This is a genomic window from Desulfuromusa kysingii (assembly GCF_900107645.1).
In the GTDB taxonomy this organism is placed as follows: Bacteria; Desulfobacterota; Desulfuromonadia; order Desulfuromonadales; family Geopsychrobacteraceae; genus Desulfuromusa; species Desulfuromusa kysingii.
On sequence record NZ_FNQN01000012.1, the window covers coordinates 78,569 to 95,929 of the forward strand.

The 17,361-nt window shown below is 46.8% G+C and carries 14 protein-coding genes; 4 read left to right on the forward strand and 10 right to left on the reverse strand.

Annotated features, from left to right (window positions below; genetic code table 11):
- From BLU87_RS15875 to BLU87_RS15885, 3 genes are read right to left on the reverse strand one after another with little or no spacing between them, the layout of a single operon-like run.
- Nucleotides 1-774, reverse strand: a complete 774-nt coding sequence (locus BLU87_RS15875) for a Na(+)-translocating NADH-quinone reductase subunit C (RefSeq protein ID WP_092350635.1) — start codon at nucleotides 772-774, stop codon at nucleotides 1-3.
- Nucleotides 767-1,882, reverse strand: coding sequence for an NADH:ubiquinone reductase (Na(+)-transporting) subunit B (gene nqrB, locus BLU87_RS15880; protein WP_092350637.1), 1,116 nt, complete (start codon nucleotides 1,880-1,882; stop codon nucleotides 767-769). Before nqrB ends, BLU87_RS15875 begins: the two co-directional genes overlap by 8 nt.
- A 5-nt stretch (nucleotides 1,883-1,887) precedes the next feature.
- Nucleotides 1,888-3,225 carry a Na(+)-translocating NADH-quinone reductase subunit A gene (locus tag BLU87_RS15885; protein WP_092350639.1) on the reverse strand — a complete coding sequence of 446 codons (1,338 nt, stop codon included), beginning with the start codon at nucleotides 3,223-3,225 and terminating at the stop codon, nucleotides 1,888-1,890.
- Nucleotides 3,226-3,598: 373 nt separating this feature from the next.
- Here BLU87_RS15885 and BLU87_RS15890 point away from each other — a divergent pair, with 373 nt between their 5' ends.
- Nucleotides 3,599-4,384 carry a carbon-nitrogen family hydrolase gene (locus BLU87_RS15890; protein ID WP_245706653.1) on the forward strand — a complete coding sequence of 262 codons (786 nt, stop codon included), beginning with the start codon at nucleotides 3,599-3,601 and terminating at the stop codon, nucleotides 4,382-4,384.
- A gap of 8 nt (nucleotides 4,385-4,392) precedes the next feature.
- Here BLU87_RS15890 and BLU87_RS15895 read toward each other — a convergent pair whose 3' ends face one another.
- Both BLU87_RS15895 and BLU87_RS15900 read right to left on the reverse strand, forming a co-directional pair.
- Nucleotides 4,393-5,712: an MFS transporter gene (locus tag BLU87_RS15895; RefSeq protein WP_092350643.1), complete on the reverse strand. Its 1,320-nt coding sequence runs from the start codon at nucleotides 5,710-5,712 to the stop codon at nucleotides 4,393-4,395.
- 3 nt (nucleotides 5,713-5,715) lie between these two features.
- Nucleotides 5,716-6,066, reverse strand: coding sequence for a hypothetical protein (locus tag BLU87_RS15900; protein ID WP_092350645.1), 351 nt, complete (start codon nucleotides 6,064-6,066; stop codon nucleotides 5,716-5,718).
- Nucleotides 6,067-6,279: 213 nt separating this feature from the next.
- On the opposite strand from BLU87_RS15900, the gene trxB reads away from it, so the two are divergent.
- A complete protein-coding gene (gene trxB / locus BLU87_RS15905) occupies nucleotides 6,280-7,218 on the forward strand; it encodes a thioredoxin-disulfide reductase (RefSeq protein WP_092350647.1) in 939 nt (312 codons plus the stop codon).
- Nucleotides 7,219-7,285: 67 nt separating this feature from the next.
- On the forward strand, nucleotides 7,286-8,815 hold the full coding sequence (locus BLU87_RS15910) for a YifB family Mg chelatase-like AAA ATPase (RefSeq protein WP_092350649.1): 1,530 nt from the start codon (nucleotides 7,286-7,288) through the stop codon (nucleotides 8,813-8,815).
- Between the two features lie 254 nt (nucleotides 8,816-9,069).
- On the opposite strand, the gene BLU87_RS15915 is transcribed toward BLU87_RS15910, so the two are convergent.
- The 5 genes from BLU87_RS15915 to BLU87_RS15935 form a co-directional block, all read right to left on the reverse strand.
- On the reverse strand, nucleotides 9,070-10,083 hold the full coding sequence (locus BLU87_RS15915) for a proline racemase family protein (protein WP_092350651.1): 1,014 nt from the start codon (nucleotides 10,081-10,083) through the stop codon (nucleotides 9,070-9,072).
- A 34-nt stretch (nucleotides 10,084-10,117) separates the two neighbouring features.
- A complete protein-coding gene (locus BLU87_RS15920; protein WP_217637537.1) occupies nucleotides 10,118-11,401 on the reverse strand; it encodes a TRAP transporter large permease in 1,284 nt (427 codons plus the stop codon).
- Entirely contained in the window at nucleotides 11,398-11,928 is a 531-nt protein-coding gene (locus BLU87_RS15925) for a TRAP transporter small permease (RefSeq protein ID WP_092350653.1), read from the reverse strand. The genes BLU87_RS15920 and BLU87_RS15925 overlap by 4 nt, the downstream gene beginning before the upstream one ends.
- A gap of 65 nt (nucleotides 11,929-11,993) precedes the next feature.
- A complete protein-coding gene (locus BLU87_RS15930) occupies nucleotides 11,994-12,995 on the reverse strand; it encodes a TRAP transporter substrate-binding protein (RefSeq protein ID WP_092350655.1) in 1,002 nt (333 codons plus the stop codon).
- Between the two features lie 547 nt (nucleotides 12,996-13,542).
- Nucleotides 13,543-15,261 carry a sigma-54 interaction domain-containing protein gene (locus BLU87_RS15935; protein ID WP_092350657.1) on the reverse strand — a complete coding sequence of 573 codons (1,719 nt, stop codon included), beginning with the start codon at nucleotides 15,259-15,261 and terminating at the stop codon, nucleotides 13,543-13,545.
- A gap of 1,019 nt (nucleotides 15,262-16,280) precedes the next feature.
- On the opposite strand from BLU87_RS15935, the gene BLU87_RS15950 reads away from it, so the two are divergent.
- Nucleotides 16,281-17,361 (forward strand): aldehyde dehydrogenase family protein (locus BLU87_RS15950; protein ID WP_139167598.1); only part of this gene is annotated, 1,081 nt, incomplete at its 3' end.

A 17,361-nucleotide genomic window follows, 5' to 3' on the forward strand; every position in this document is an offset into this window, starting at 1 on the left:
CTAACCTCTCTTTGCTTTGAGTTTATTCAAGAAGGGAGCATAACCATTCTCTCCGAACCAGTAACGAATAATGTTATTCACCTTGCTGCCAGTGACTGTTGAGCCCGCGATACCATCAATAGTGTTATTAGCATCAGCAGCGTTGGGATCGTATGCTCCCTTCTTGACAACTTTTAGAGCCAGTCTGCCAGACTTGCTATACAATTGCTTATTGGGCCATTGCTTCTTCCAGTTCGGGTTATCAACTTCAGCTCCCAGCCCTGGTGTCTCTGCATGCTGATAAAAGGTGAATCCTTTGACTGTACTACCGTCATTGGCGATGGCGATATAACCATACATCGGCCCCCACATACCTGCACCGCGAATTGGCAGGATAACCGTACCTGATTTTTCAAGATATACAGCAGCATATTTGGCTCGTGTTCCAATCCCGGCAAGATCCAAATCCGCTGGAATCTTCTCTGACAGCTCAGGATTATCTATGGCCTCTTTCTGGTCGTACGTTGCAGCATCAACGGCAGTTGTATACTCCCCCGTCGCCAGGTCGACCAATTTGAGCTCCATGTTGGCGGTGAAAAGCTCGTCAATATTGCCACCATCATCAATCTGCTGCTGAAAACCACCGGCTATCAGCACTGTTTTACGTATTTCAAGTTGCTTGTTATATGCTTCCTTGTCGATCCGCACAATTGCCGCCAAACAGACCAGAATTGAACAGACGACACAGAGCAGAAAAGCAACCAGAAATGTTTTAAATATAGAATCATTAGACATGACGCAGCTTCCTTTTCTTGATGTGTGCGTTCACGACCAAGCGATCAATCAGGGGGGCCATAACGCTACCGAACAGGAGGATAACGCCGACACTTTCAGGCATCGTCGGGTTATAAATACGAACAACTACAATGAGTAAGCCAATCAATATCCCCGTAATCCACTGCCCTTTTGTGGTCATGGCTGATGCTGAATGGTCGGTCGCCAAAAACACGATACCAAAAGCCATTCCGCCAAGAACCAAGTGCCAAGCTGGACTCATGGCCTCGGGATTAAAGATACAGAGAATCGAGGACAGACCAACAACTCCGATCAGAATCGAAACGATAGTACGCCATGAGCCGATCCCCGTGATCAGCAGAACAGCGGCTCCAAACAGACAGGCCAGAGTGGATGTCTCACCCATAGCCCCAGGAATTGTCCCCAAAAAGGCTGATTGCCAAGTGACACCCTGTCCTGCCAGGCTCGAAACACCATCACCGAGAGCCATGGCCAACGGCGTTGCCCCCGCATAGCCATCAACGTCCGTCCAGACAGCATCGCCAAATATCGAGCTGGAATAAGCCAGAGACATGAAGACCCAAGCAACCAGTGCCGGGTTCAAGAAGTTCATTCCGGTTCCGCCAAAAATTTCACGGCCAATAACGACACCAAAAGAGGCTGCCAAGGCAACCTGCCATAAGGGGGCGGTCGGTGGCATAAGCAGAACAATCAGGACTGAGGTCACCAAGAAACCTGAGCCAATGCTTTTTTTCCGCATAGCAGCAAAAATTGCGACCCAGACGGCCTGAACCAACATGACAACAATTAACATGGGGAGAAAATTCCACAACCCTTTCAGCATATTGGCTGACAGCGAGGTGCTGTCACTCAACGCAGGCAAAGCATCAATCTGGCCTGCCGCCAACATCTGATTCAAAGTGAGGTTCGCTTGAAAGCCACTGTTCCAAATCGCCATCAAGATGCAGGGCAATAATGCCAACATAATGATGCTCATAACCCGCTTGTGGTTTATACTGTCACGCACATGGGTCGAACCTGTCGTTACATCTGCGGGAGAGTAGAGTGACTTACCTACCGCTTCGGACAATACATCGAGTAATTTCACAGCAGTTAACCCTCTTTCTCAATGATAGTAAGAGCATCGCGCAACATAATGCCATAATCATTTTTACCGGCACATACATAGGTGCACAAAGCAAGATCCTCTTCTGCAAGTTCCAGGCACCCAAGATCCTGTGCTTGATCCGTATCCCCAGCCGCCAAACTACGCAGCAGAAAGTTGGGCAGCGTGTCAATTGGCAGCACCTTCTCAAAGGATCCTATCGCAAGGACGTTCTCTTTACTTCCGTATTGACTGGTGTTCATTGGAGCCGAAGGTCCACCGGTAAATGCGGACAAGAAGGCCCGCTTAATGGAATATTTGTCGGCGCCGGCAGTCAAAGATGCACAAAATTCACGATCCCGTTTTTCTGGTAACACCGATACCTGCAGGTGGTATCGCCCGAGAAATGCCAAAGGCCCTGCAGCAGTTGTCCCGTTTAGTACGGAACCTGAGATAATCCGCTGTTCACCAGAATCTAGTTCACCAGCTAACAGTTCTTCAAGAGACACGCCAACGCGGGTACGTAACAATCGAGGAGTTTTAACCCCGGGACCACCGAGGGCAATAACACGATCTACGGGGAGTTTTCCGGAAACAAACAATTGCCCATACGCAATCACATCCTGATAATTGATCGACCAGACGGTCTTTGTCTCGTTGACCGGATCAAGGAAATGGATGTGAGTTCCAGCCAGACCGGCAGGATGAGGCCCGTCAAATTCTTCTTTGGTCGTGCCATTCACAGCAGGAAGTGCGGCGTCCGGTTTTTGACAGACGAAGACTTTCCCCTCTGTGAGTCGGGTCAAAATCTTGAGACCGTTACTAAACGCCTGCTCCTCCCCTTTAATAACCAATTCTGCATTCGCAGCCAAGGGGTTCGTATCCATTGCCGTAACAAAGATAGAATGTGGAACACTATCAGGGGCTGGGACCTTGTTGAAAGGTCTGGTTCTCAGGGCAGTCCAAAGTCCAGAGTCCACCAGATTGCTGACAACTTTTTCACGGCTCAGAGTTTCAAGCTCAGCGGTTGAAAATGAATCAAAAGTTTCAGCGTCAGTGCCATTCAACCTGATAACTACCGACTGTAGCGCCCGGCGTTCTCCACGGTTTATGGCAATCACTTCACCGCAACCTGGAGCCGTGTACTTAACTCCTGCCGTTTTTTTATCGGTAAACAACAGTTGTCCGAGCTTGACCTGATCACCAACCTTCACACACATGCTTGGCTTCATGCCGACATAATCCGGACCGAGCACCGCAACGGTCTTAGCCGTCAAGCCGTCAGAGATAGTCTGTTCGGGACTGCCGGTAATGGGCAAGTCCAAGCCTTTACTGATTTTGATCATGTTAGTGCACTTTCTTAAAAAGGGTTGTGAATCAATTCGTGTCCTTTGAATTCCCAAAACTTACCGACGCTCTAGAAGCTTCATCGGCACATAAATAGAAGTTTTCACCATCTTGCAAGACGATTAACCCTGCATAAAATTTCCTTCAAGAACGCCTGTTTATCCTTGAGGTATGCATTATTTGTTAAAAAAAATCGTCCACAGTATACATGCCCAGCGTGGAAAAACAATAAAAAACATGTCATTCTTTTTTTCTTTATACGGCTTTTTACCGGTATAGAAAATTATACCCAAATTGGTCTATAATACAGGTCTAAACAAATAGCATTCGGACAACTCCAGATTCTCAAGCTCATGAAGGATGGACAAGAAAATGAAACAATTGATGTGTGCAGCAATACAATTTCGAATCTCCCTTGGCTACATCGACGCCAACCTTGACGTTGTCACGGCGGCATTAAAACGCGTTGCCTCACAAGGTGCACAGTTAGCCGTGCTCCCTGAGATGTGGAGCTGCGGCTATGATTATCGCAATCTCACCGCTCTGGCCAAAGAGACGCCGCGCGTCTTGGAAGACTTGCAGAAAGAGTGCTCGACGTTAGGTCTTGTCACTGTTGGCAGTCTCCCGGAGCTTGTCGATGGCACCATCTATAATACGGCCTACGTTGTTGACAAAGGGGACATCGTCGGTAGCTATCGGAAGCTACACCTCTTTTCAACCATGCATGAAGATCAGTTTCTCGGCTCAGGGCAGCGTAGCTTGACCGTTGATACATCGGTCGGAAAATTAGGTGTCGCAATCTGCTACGATCTGCGCTTCCCAGAATTATTTCGCAAGCTGGCACTCGAGGGGGCGGAGATCATCTGCATCCCCGCAGAATGGCCAAAACCCCGCCAGGAGCACTGGAAAACTCTGCTACGCGCTCGAGCTATTGAGAACCAGATATTTATAATCGCGGCTAATTGTTGCGGAATTCAGGGAAAACTCGATTTTACAGGCTTGAGTCAACTGGTTTCACCGTTGGGGAATGTTTTGCAGATAGGGGCCGAAGAAGATATTGAACTGGTTGCAAAATTTGACTTTGCTGAAATGGAGAGCTACCGCAAGAAGATTGACATTCTCCACGATAGGCGTGCTGATATCTACGGAACCCCTTAACATTTAACTTAACGACGGAGCATAACATCCGCCTCAGGCATTCGTTTACAGGCCCAATAGCCCAGCAACATAAACACTGCAATAACAGAGATCATCACCGACGCGCCCAACCACTGCGCAACCAAACCGGTAATGCCGCTCATCATAGCAATAACACCAACAAAACTATTGCTAAACGCGGTATAGGTGGCTCTTTCTTCTGCGGGCGCGGCATCAACCAAATAGGTTTTACGCCCCAATCTCACCCCCGCCTCGGCTAAGCCAACCAACATAAACACCAAGAGATAGCCTGCATATTGAAGGGAATAGGTCGATATAAAAGTCAACGCAATTGCCAACATGGCAGCTACAAAAGCAATAAACGAGCTTAGCGCCATGACCCGTTTGCTAGTTTGATCAGCCATTTTTCCCCAAAATGGACTACTAAGGACCTGAGACACCCCGACGGCAACCATTAGCGAGCCAATACTCTGAATTTTAAGGTGTAAAAGCTGACCTGCATGCAAAACAAAGAATGGCGTTGCTAACTCCACCGAGAGCAACAAAGAACGGGCCAGCAGGAACCTCCTGAAGCCGGGGTATTGACGAAACAAGCTCAGACCCGACCGCAACTCCAAGAAAGCATTACGCCCTCCCTTAACAGCGCCTGGGAACTCACGTATCAGCGCAAAAAAAAGAGCTGCCAACCCCCAGAGCATTGCGGCAGCAAACAATAAAACCAACACCGCAGAGAGCCCCTGCTCCACTTCTCGATAACGGTTTAGCAACAAACCGACCGCAGTGGTCAGCAGGCCGCCGACAAGAGCCCTGCGAGCTAGCAACCGTCCACGCCGCCCCTTGTCAATCGTCTTCCCCAGAACATCTTGAAACGCGACTGATGCCGCACCACTTGCCGTACTAAAAACAACAAGCAGGCCCAACAGAGAAAATCCCGCACTCACCGGCGAAAGCCAGAGAGCAACGGGAACCATTAACAATAAGCAAAGAGCCTGAACCATTGCAGCAACGACCCAGACCCATTTTCGTAGCGCCAGCTTGCGGATCTGCCCGGCAACAACCATCTGTGGCAACAACGAGAAACTCTGCTTAATCGGCATCAAAAAGCCGAACATCCACACGGGGGTGCCCAGCAATTGGAACAACCAAGGGAGGATCAGGTTGGGGCCCGCGACCTGTTCAGCCAGTTTTGAAGCTGCACCATTACAAACATTGATGGTAAAATTTTTCGACGCTTCCTGGCAGGACTCTTTCGGGATACTCCGACAGGCGCGATCTAAATCGTCATCATTGGAAAGGATACCGGAGAGGTGCTCTTTGGAAGACATCATAGTTTATTCAGCCAGAATCTGTGCATCCCGACGATATTCCACCGGGACCTGCTGGAAGCTATCAGCAAACTGTAAAGTTCCATTGGCATCAACATACACATAACGATTCGATTTTTTTTCAGTTTTTACCGGTGTTGTCTTTGTCTGCCTGATCACAGATTCAATTGAAGTTGGCGCAGGAGCTGGTGCTGACGACAGCAACCCAAACAAACGGGTACGAAAGTCCACATAAAACCGCTGTGTTTGCTTCAACCCAGGACTATTGAGCGGCAACTTGAGCATCAACTGATCGAAACTCAACATCAGCGTAACAAGAACAACCAGCCACAAAAAATATCGCAACAATTTCAGCATTCCAACTCCTTTAAACGATCTTCCGATACTACCTTTCTGGTCACAAAAACTCAAGAAATAGACAAATATCAATGAACTTTTCACCTCCAGTCTCGATTTGACTTTCAACGGGCATTAGATGTAGAACAACAGGTCATAAAAGGATTTACATCTTCATAATTCATCGTCATTAAAGTGGAAAAGCTGACACGAAAGACAGGAGCGGTATAAGATATGAGTAGTACAGAATATGATGTCATCATTGTTGGTGGTGGTCCTGCAGGAATGACCGCTGGCCTCTATGCTTCCCGAGCACGGTTAAAAACTCTGCTGCTTGAAAAAATGATTATGGGTGGACAAATGATGACCACAACGCTGGTCGAAAACTGGCCAGGGTATCCAGGGGGAATTGGCGGACCGGAGCTGATGGCCCGTTTCCAAGAACATTGCGTTGAGTTTGGCCTTGAAACGGATTCGGGTACCGTCGAAAAGGTGATCGACAATGGGGCCACTAAAACCTTGATTGTTGATGGTAAAGAGATCACTTGTAAAGCTGTCATTATTGCCACAGGAGCCATCCCAAGAAAGCTCGGCGTTGCGGGTGAAAAAGAGCTCGTCGGCAGAGGGGTTTCCTACTGCGCAACCTGTGACGGCGCCTTCTTCCGTGAAGTCCCAATCGCAGTAATTGGCGGCGGCGACACCGCTGCGGAGGAAGCTCTGTTTTTGACCCGCTTTGCCAGCAAAGTCTATCTGGTTCATCGGCGGGACCAACTCCGTGCCACCCAGATTTTACAGGATCGAGTGATCGCCAATGAAAAAATAGAGATCGTTTGGAATTCCGTCGTTGAAGGCTTTGAATCAGACAACAGCGGCCTGACAGGTGCCGTATTAAAAAACACACAATCCGGTGAAACCCGTAAAATTGAAATCCAGGGGATGTTTGTTGCCGTTGGCGTCACCCCCACGACAGACTTCATAAGTGACATCGTCGAATTGACAGAAGACGGCTATGTTAAAGCCGGCGAGGACACGAAAACAAATGTCCCGGGAATTTTTGTCGCCGGAGATAATCGCACCACCATCCTCAGACAAGTCTCCACCGCTGTTGGTGATGGAGCTGTCGCCGCACTGATGGCTGAAAGACACGTTGATGAACTAGAAAATCAAGTATAGCTTTAACCGCAAACTCCCCCGGGTATTTGATACCTTGGGGGAGGAGAGCAAGCAGGAGGGGGAACAAATGCTGGCAAAAGTTATATCCGGCGCGTTGATTGGCATTGACGCTTATCCGGTGGAAGTCGAAGTCGATATCGCGCAAGGGTTACCACAATTTTCCACCGTTGGTCTTCCGGAGGGGGCGGTCAGAGAGAGTAAAGATCGCGTCAAATCGGCCATTAAAAATTCAGGCTATGACTTCCCTGCCCGGCGTATCACCATCAACCTTGCCCCTGCCGATATCCGCAAAGAGGGGACAGCCTTCGACCTACCAATTGCCATCGGTCTCCTCTGCGCCACAGGTCTTGTCAACGCCGACAATCTTAAAAAGTATATCCTCCTCGGTGAACTCTCCCTTGATGGGAAAATCAAACCGGTCCGCGGTGTTTTACCCGTCGCCGTGTCGGCACGAGACTGGGGTGATTATTCCCTGTTGGTACCGGAGGATAACGCCGAAGAGGGGGCCATTGTCAGCGGGCCGGAAGTTTATGCGGTACATGACCTGGGAGAGGCGGTAGCGCTGATCAATGGCGAACAACAATTCACCCCTTACCAGTCTAACGAGAGTTTACTCGATCTGCATGTTACTACGGACGGGGAAGACTTTGCTGAGGTCCGCGGACAAGAACATGTCAAAAGGGCTCTCGAAGTGGCTGCTGCTGGCGCCCATAATATCCTCATGTCCGGCCCTCCCGGGAGCGGCAAAACCATGCTCGCACGGCGATTACCAACGATCCTGCCGGACTTCTCCTTCGAAGAGGCCCTCGAAACCACCAAGATCCACTCTGTCGCAGGGTTATTGGCACACAAAAATGCACTGGTACGCCAACGACCGTTCCGCTCACCACACCATACCATCTCCGATGCAGGCCTTATTGGTGGCGGCAGCTATCCCCGCCCCGGGGAAGTCTCTTTAGCCCATCGCGGCATCCTCTTTCTCGATGAATTTCCTGAGTTTAAAAAAAATGTTCTGGAAATGCTTCGCCAGCCCCTTGAAGACGGTCAAGTCAGCATCAGTAGAGCCGCGTTGAGTTTAACTTATCCGGCAAACTTCATGCTTGTAGCAGCGATGAACCCCTGTCCATGTGGTTTTCTCGGTGACACTCAACATGATTGCACCTGCACGCCACCCATGCTGCAGCGCTATCGCAACCGTCTCTCTGGACCCTTACTCGATCGGATTGATCTCCACGTTGAAGTCCCCAGAGTTCCACATAAGGATTTGACTGATCAAAGTCCAGCTGAGAGCAGTTCAGCTATCCGTGAACGGGTCAACCGTGCTCGCAAGATTCAACATGAACGCCTCGCCCCTTTCGGCCTGCACGCTAACAGTCAGATGCAGGCCCGCCACATCCGTCGTTTTTGTAAGCTCAGCGCACAAGGGGATACACTTCTCGAACAGGTCACCGATAAACTGGGGCTTTCAGCTCGCAGTTTCACCCGCATTCTCAAATTGGCGCGAACTATTGCCGACTTGGCAGGTGTTGAACAGATTGAGACGCTTCATTTAAGCGAAGCTATTCAATACCGGGGGCAAGATCGCAAGTTAGGATGATGGTTAACCACAATTTTCTAGCGATCTGGAGATCGTTGTGCATTTCATCCTAAAGGTGCAGATGTCGTCAATTTGATCTTTGAACTCAAAACAAAAAACCGATAAATCAGTACGCCCTAACATAGGGAGCCATCGCCATAAATGCTATGACTAATCAAAAGCTTTTGTCTATTAGAAAAAGTGCCGACTATCTAACACCTAAATCAATGTGAACAACTCTCAATTTCTTTTAAAAGCACGACAATGATAAATATCTATGCACTTTTCAAAAATCCAAATCCATATTTAAAGGGATCATCATCATCTATTACGAATTTTTGTAGCCCAATGATGTGTGCACGACCCGTCACTGCAGGAACAATTGCAACGCGGTCTTTCATCTGTTTTTCTTCAAGAATTTCACCTATAAACTCAGTTCCTATAATACTATGATAAGGGTAACGTTGGCCAACCATTAACTTTTTCTGTGCATGAAGCATTGCCATCTTGGCCCCAGTGCCCGTTCCACAAGGAGAGCGATCAGCCTGTCCTGCCCCAAAGATAACTACGTTTCGTGGCGGGTCTGTTTCTTCATAGAACTCAACTAAGTTGACCTGCCCTGGTTCGCCACTGTCAGGATGTCGGATATCAATATTCAGATTTACCTTCTTTCTGATTTCCAAGCCATATTCTATCAACTTATTGACGTGCTGTTGCTCAACCCTCAAACCTAAAAGTTCACTTTTAACAATGGCAAAATAATTCCCAGCATAGCAAATCGAAACAGGGATCATCCCCATTCCATTCAGCTCTATTTCTAATACACTATAAAGAAAAGAGGGAACATTTTGGATCGTTACACTCTTGGCGTGCCCTTGATCCAAATGAACAGTAGAATAGATTTTTCCTGCCGGAGTATCAAGTACGACCTGTTGAATTTTTTCGCTCTCCTGGTCAAATGACCTGAGCATACCGCTCTCAACCATTGCGGTTACCGCTCCAATCGAACCATGAACGCACATATCAAGATAACCACTACTATCCATGTAGATAATCCCCATGTCGGCATCCTCTGAAACCGGGGCGGTAAGGATGGCACCAAACATATCCTGATGACCCCGAGGCTCCAACATTAGCATCTTACGCAGATCGTCTTCGTTTTTCGCCATCCAGTTTTTTTTCTCCTGCATGCTAGCCCCCGGAATATAAGGAATGCCGCCTGTAACAACCCGGGTTGGCTCACCAGCCGTATGGGTATCTATCGTAGTAATCATCCGATTTAGTTTCATATTTCCTCAATTTATAATTTGGTGATTAGATCTGTTACAGGTATCCAAAAAGCCTTGGCAAAAACAAAATTAGATCCGCCCAATACGTAGTGACCAGCAAGGCCAAGAAAGATGCAATGATAAAAGGCATCAGTGGCCGGGTGATTTTCTCAATGGGTAGCTTGGCAATGTTGGCACCGACAAACAGGCACATACCGACTGGTGGCGTCGCCAAACCGATAGCTAAGTTCAGAACGCAGATCACCCCATAGTGGATCGGATCCACTCCAACATGCTGGGCCAAGGGAAGAAAGACTGGAGTCATGATCAGCAAAGCCGGAACAACATCTAAAAACATGCCGAAGACCAACAAAAACAGATTGATCAGCAACAGAATCAAAATTTTGTTGTTGGTCGCCGATAGGACAGCTTCAGACACTGTTTGAGGAAACTGCTCAGCAGCTAGCAAATAGGAAAAGATTGCCGCCGTACCCAGCAGAATCATAACAGCACCAGTAGTGACGCCGCTATCAATAAGCACTTTTATTAATTTTCTGGGGGTTATCGAACGATAAACAAACACTCCGATCAGCAATGCATAAAAGGCAGCAATTCCTGCAGATTCTGTTGGGGTGGCAATACCACCGATGATACCGCCTAAGATGATGACCGGCATCATTAGAGCGAGAATCGCGCACTTCGTAATTCGAATTTTTTGGCGCACAGGAATTTTTTTCTCTATCCGTGGCAATTTATGTCTGCGTGATCCAAGGAAAATAGCAACCATCTGCGAAGCACCAAGAAGAATACCGGGAATAATGCCAGCAACAAACAAAGCCCCAACAGAAATACCCGTGATCGAACCATAGACAATAAACGGAATGCTCGGTGGGATCACCGGCCCGATGGTAGATGAGATTACAGTGACCGCTGTCGAATAATCCTTTTTGTATCCGTCTCTGGCCATCCCAGGAATCATGATCGAACCAACCGCTGCAGTGTCAGAAACCCCAGCGCCAGTCATTCCCGCAAAAATCATTGAGATTAGCACGTTGGTGTATGCCAACCCCCCCCTGATACGCCCGACAAAGAGTTTGCTGAACTCGATCAGCTCCTCTGTCAAACCAGCGGCGTTCATCAGATTGCCAGCAAGGATAAAGAGCGGAATAGCGGTCAACAGAAATGAATCCATACCAGTGAACAGCTTCTGTCCAATTAAAGCCATTGGTATGCCATTCGCTAACATGAACACCAGCGCGGAAACCCCTAGGGAAAAGGCCACCGGAACCCCGAACAGGGCAAATACGATAAATAACACAAAGGTTAGATAAATCATCATTTGACCTCGCTGTTGGTATGCTGAAAGCCGCATCTATCAACGAGGGTGTTGAATAAGTCAGTCAAGGTATAAATTAACATCAGACAGCCCCCCACTGGTATTGCCAGATAAGGGTAAAACATTGGAATCTGAAGTCCCAGAGAAGTTTGAGAAAAATTGCGAATCGCCATAAATTGACCGCCGTAAATCATCGCCACAAAGAATCCGCAAAGAATAAGATCGGCAACGATGCGACACCAAAACCAAATTTTTTCCGGAAATTTGTTCGACAGCATGTCGATGATCACGTGCTCATTACAGATAAAAGCGGCAGCGGCTCCGAGGATGGAAACCCAAATCATCGTATAACGCACAAGTTCCATTGTTCCCATGTAGGTCATGCTGAAGAAATAGCGGCCAACAACATGGAAAATTATTGCACTCAAGATAATCCCCATCCCAACGGCCAAGAGTGCACGAACCACCCAATCCAGACAAGACACCAAGCGGTTCATTAAACTACATAAGATAACAATTGATTTTACCATTTAGATTTCCTCCCTCGAAGCCTGCACCTATCTTGCGCTATTGCAGAAGAATATTCTCAGTTCGCTTAAAATTTCTGTCCGAGCTGGTGAATCTCTTCGATAACCGGCTTCCAAGTTGGTTGATCACGATAGATATCGTCATATACCGAAGCTGTAGCTTTACGCATTGAAGCTAAATCGGGAGTTTTATCTACGATCATGCCGTGATCAATAGCTTTCTGCAGGTGCTTATCTTCGGCATTGCGCCCCATCTTACGCCCATATTGGCAAGCTTCCTTGCCAGCAGCGAGAACAAGTTCCTGCTCTTGAGGAGAGAGATCGTTAAATTTTTCGAGATTCATGACAAGTACAGCACCGCCCCAGATATGGTTAGTGACCGATACGTATTTTTGAACCTCCCAAAGGCTGCGTGACGAAATCACCCAGTTTGGGTTCGATTGACCATCAACAACACCGGTCTGCAATGCGGTATAGAGTTCGCTATAGGCGACTGGAACAGGATTGGACCCTAGACTTTTGGCGACAGCGATGCGAACTGGTGCCTCGATAGTCCGCATCTGCAGTCCCTTGAAGTCTGCGGCACTATGAATTGGCTGCTTAGAATTGGTAATGTTGTTGATGCCATCATCGAAGAAGCCAAGCCCCTTGTAGCCAGCCTTCTCAAGGCTATCAAGAAGTTCCCGACCGATTGACCCGTCAAGCACAGCGTCCAGATGATCCAGGTTGTTGAACAAAAATGGCAGTTCCAACAATCCGACCTTCGGTTCGAAAGCACTGACTGGACCGAGAGTCGCTGCCGTGACGTCGAGAAGTCCGGTCGGGACACCCTCAAGCATTTCGCGGTCATCACCAAGTTGCCGTTGTGGGAATATTGTGATCTTGATGTTAGTTTTTTCTGCCAGCAACTCTTTAAACTTGAGTGCAGCGGCATGGTAGGAATTGTCAGAATCAGGAAGAGCAACATGCCCTAATTTCCATTTTTGGGCGGCCAGTGCTTGGCCTGCACATAACAAGACTAGAATTATAACGGTGACAAACAGGGTAAAACGTTTTCCTCGATAATTCATGGTTCATTCTCCTTGTAGAATGTTCCTCGCTATTTGGCGAGAGTTGTCCTTAAAAACGAAATGCTTTCAAGGTATGATAGCAACACGTACCAATCTAAAGCACAGCTCATATATTTTCAGACAACTTCGCCTTTGAAATTATCAATTCCCCTTAACTAAGTTCAGGTGATTTTCCTGTGTCACATTTTGTGCATACTACTCCGTTTGGAACTAATGACAAGCAAGTAAAGTGCCAATAAGAAAATTTACTTTCTTTTGAATATTAGATCCCGACATTAATCGCCGCTAGGGGACCCTCTCAAGTTAATCCAGAACAAAAGAAATGCATCAAAATTGCACTTAGATGAGAGGATAAATCATTATAATTGTTTGTTTATTGAAGAGCAGGTGTTTTGAAATATAACTCATCTAGAATTATGGCGAGAGACATCTCATCCTAGAAATAATTTTTAATAAAAAACAGAAAACTAAACTAAAACTTAATACAACAACTAAAATCACTTCATATCACGCACAAAAGATACAATTTTGTATTTTTTTGATTTCGTCACTCATAATCTACGTGCTTGCTAATACCATACTTCTTCAACTTCCTGGCGATCGTCGCTTGAGTTACCCCCAAAAGAGCAGCCATTTTGTATTGGTTGCGATGCTTTGCATAAGAGCGCTTAAGGATTGATCTTTCTACTTTTTCTATCGCCTCCCTAAGAGCAATGTTTTCAGGCAACTGAACCGCAGAAGACCGCCCCTGTTTTTTTTGAGAGCTAAAAACATCACTCGGCAGATCTTGGAGGTCAACCAGTTCAGTCTCCGACATCACAACCAATCGCTCGCAAATATTCATTAACTGACGAACATTGCCTGGAAATTTATAAGAGAGCAACGCATCAGTTGCCGCTAGGCTGAGACGTCTTTTACAACCGACTTTTTCAGCATAAAAATCCAGATAATAACGAAGCAAAGGAAGAACACAGTCTTTCCGCTCTCGCACCGACGGAACATAAATAGGGATAACATTGAGACGATAATACAAGTCGAGCCTAAACGACTTGTTTTCCACCATTTCCTCAAGATTACGGTGGGTCGCTGCCAAGACTCGTACATCGACGGTACGTCCAGTCGTTCCACCAACCCGTGTAATTTGACCATCCTCTAAAAAATGTAGCAGCTTGACTTGTGCAGACAGGGGAAGCTCTGCAATTTCGTCAAGAAAGAGAGTACCGCCATCTGCAAATTCGAAATGACCTGGCTTTTGAGCCTGCGCCCCTGTGAACGCACCTTTTTCATAACCAAAGAGTTCTGCCTCTATCAGTGACTCGGGTATGGCACCACAGTTTATCTTGATGATTGGTTTTTCGGCTCGCCTTGAATTTTTATGAATGAGGTCGGCGAACAACCCTTTTCCAACACCTGACTCGCCAAGGATCAGCACTGATGAATCTACATTACTCACCCTGATCGCCTGACTGAGAGCCTTGACCATGCAGGGGCTCTTAGCAATCACTTGTTGAGAACTTAAGTTCGTCTGCTGCATCTCGGCAATTTTGTGCCGAAACTCGTCTTTGATAGCCTCCTGTTCTTCTAATTCACGCTGCAACCTGTCAATCTCACTCACATCACGTTCACTCACCACAACCCTGACAACATCACCTGACACATCAAAGACCGGAGTACCTGTCGCTATAAATTTTCGGCCGTTCGCACTTTGTGTCAGATAACTCACAACTTTTTTACTATTTATGACTTCTTCAAAGACAGACCGCTTAATAATCCCTAGGTCGATCAACTCCTGTGTACTGCGACCAATAATGTCCTCTGCCTTGACATCACTTATTCGCTCTGAAGCCGGATTAATACGAATTATAATCCCTTGCGAATCGGACACCCAGAGCCCATCAGCAGACGAGTCAATTATCGTATTTAGCACTCCTGTAAGATCCTGAAATGAGCTAAGCTGACTCAAAAGTTCCGGGATTTTAAGATGTTCGATGAAAAAACAAATAATCCCATCACATATTGAGTCATAAACTATCGGTTCAATCCATGTGAGAAAGTTCACCTCTGTCTCGATTGATATCGATTCTTCCTGACGACGCTTTAGATCCTGAAGGGTCCGTTTTACTTTAGGCCAAAGTTGCGGCAGAGCCTGTTCTAAAGGAATTCCTTTTTTAACTCTTAGAATTTTTCTGGCAAACCCCTGCGAACTGAGGACAATTCCGGCTTTATCAGTTACAAGAATTCCAGCAACAGACAGATCTTGGAACATCTGTGGGGGGCTGCTCCATTGTTCGGTTTTATGAGAGGGCAAGGGTGGGATTTTGGGAATGGGCATAGCTTCTCACTTATGCAAAGAATTTGTTTGCAGATTACACTGAGAGATCTACCATCTCTCTTACAATGCAATATTGATGCGACCCAAAGATAATACATTTTCGTATCAAATAATACAAAGTCGTATTTTTATTCATTCTTGAGCGCTGGTGCTTACGACTTACCTTGGCATTCCATTTCAATTACTCCAGTCAAACAATGAAACACCTACTTCATCGGCTAAGGGTTCACGCAAAGCAATCCTACTCCTTTTTCTTGCCCCCAAACCAAGCCGCACAGACAGATCTGACGAACCGTGAACGAAGCATACACACTCGCAATAAAAACTAACTACACTCCATGCTCGTTTAGATGATAGTGAAGACAAATCCATCAGAACTCAATATCTTGAAGAAAATAGATACTTCCGAATTAAATCTCCGCCAATATAGTCCTTTTACAACTTTATTGGCACTTTGATGTAAAATTACAAGCTCGAAAAAAGGTTCTTCAAGCTTCTGATTGTGACCACCAGAGTGAATTTTGACATTGAGAAAAAGCGGCAAGTTTCTCCAATTCCTAACCTCAGCCTCACGACAACAATCGACACAAACCAGCACAATATGACTCGACGAATGCCGGATCAAGCGCGATAGCAACATAAGAATCAAGCACTAAATTGCCACTGCACATAATCTGCATTACTGAACTGTTGTTTAAAAAAATTAAAACAAGCGAACCGACCACGGTCCCCTTCATGCAAAACGACATAACGGGCACAGATAAGACCTGATTTCCCACCAGCTTCTCAGAAAAATCCAGCATCTAGAATTTAAAAAGCTCATCTTACTTCTTTATAAACAGTGGCTTAAGAACCAAAACAAACACACTACCCTCTCGCATGCTGATTTTGGCATTTTCATTGCTATAGCAGAAAGGTCACAAATAATCCACTTACACCAAAGGAGAGCTTCAATGTCTGTGTTAAATAATGCCGCGATTAACATCCCTTCACCACAAAATGAACCGGTTCTTGCGTATGCACCGGGATCACCGGAGCGTCAAAAGTTAAAATTGGCCCTGGAGGAGTTGAAGTCCAAACAGATCGAGGTGCCACTGATCATTGGTGGGAAAGAAGTTCGTACTGGGAATACGGTTAAGATAGCTTGTCCTCATGACCATTCAATCCAATTGGGAACAAGCCACAAGGCAGGTCCCAAGGAAGTGCAAATGGCAATTGATGCTGCGATGGCAGCAAAACCTGCTTGGCAAAGTCTACGCTGGGAAGAGCGCGCGGCTATTTTCCTGAAAGCTGCCGACCTCCTTGCTGGTCCCTATCGGTTCCTTATCAACGCTGCTACGATGCTCAATATCAGCAAGAACCCTTTCCAAGCTGAAATTGATTCAGCATGTGAGCTGATTGACTTCCTCCGCTTCAATGTGTATTTCGCTCAAGAAGTTTACGCTGACCAGCCACTTCATTCACCATCACCTATCTGGAATTATGTTCAGCATCGTCCTCTGGAGGGTTTTGTCTTTGCTGTTGCCCCATTTAACTTCACCGCTATCGCTGGCAACCTGCCAACGGCACCAGCCATCATGGGCAATACCGTGGTATGGAAACCAGCATCCTCTGCTGTCTATGCCCCATACCATTTCATGAAGTTACTCCAGGAAGCAGGTTTGCCAGATGGGGTCATTAACTTCGTTCCAGGTTCTGGGAGTGATGTTGGCAATGTCTGCCTTGACAGCCCGGACTTTAACGGCATTCACTTCACCGGAAGTACAGCGGTATTCCAAAGCATGTGGAAACAAATCGGCAACAACATTGCCGCAAACAAATATAAAACCTACCCACGTATCGTTGGTGAGACCGGCGGTAAAGACTTTATCTTCGCTCACAGCTCCGCTGACGTCAAAGCCCTTGCAACCGGTATCGTCCGTGGTGCATTTGAATATCAGGGACAGAAATGCTCTGCCGCCTCCCGTGCTTACGTTCCAGAATCACTTTGGGAACCGGTCTTGACAGAAATAAAAGCGCAAACGGATCGGATTA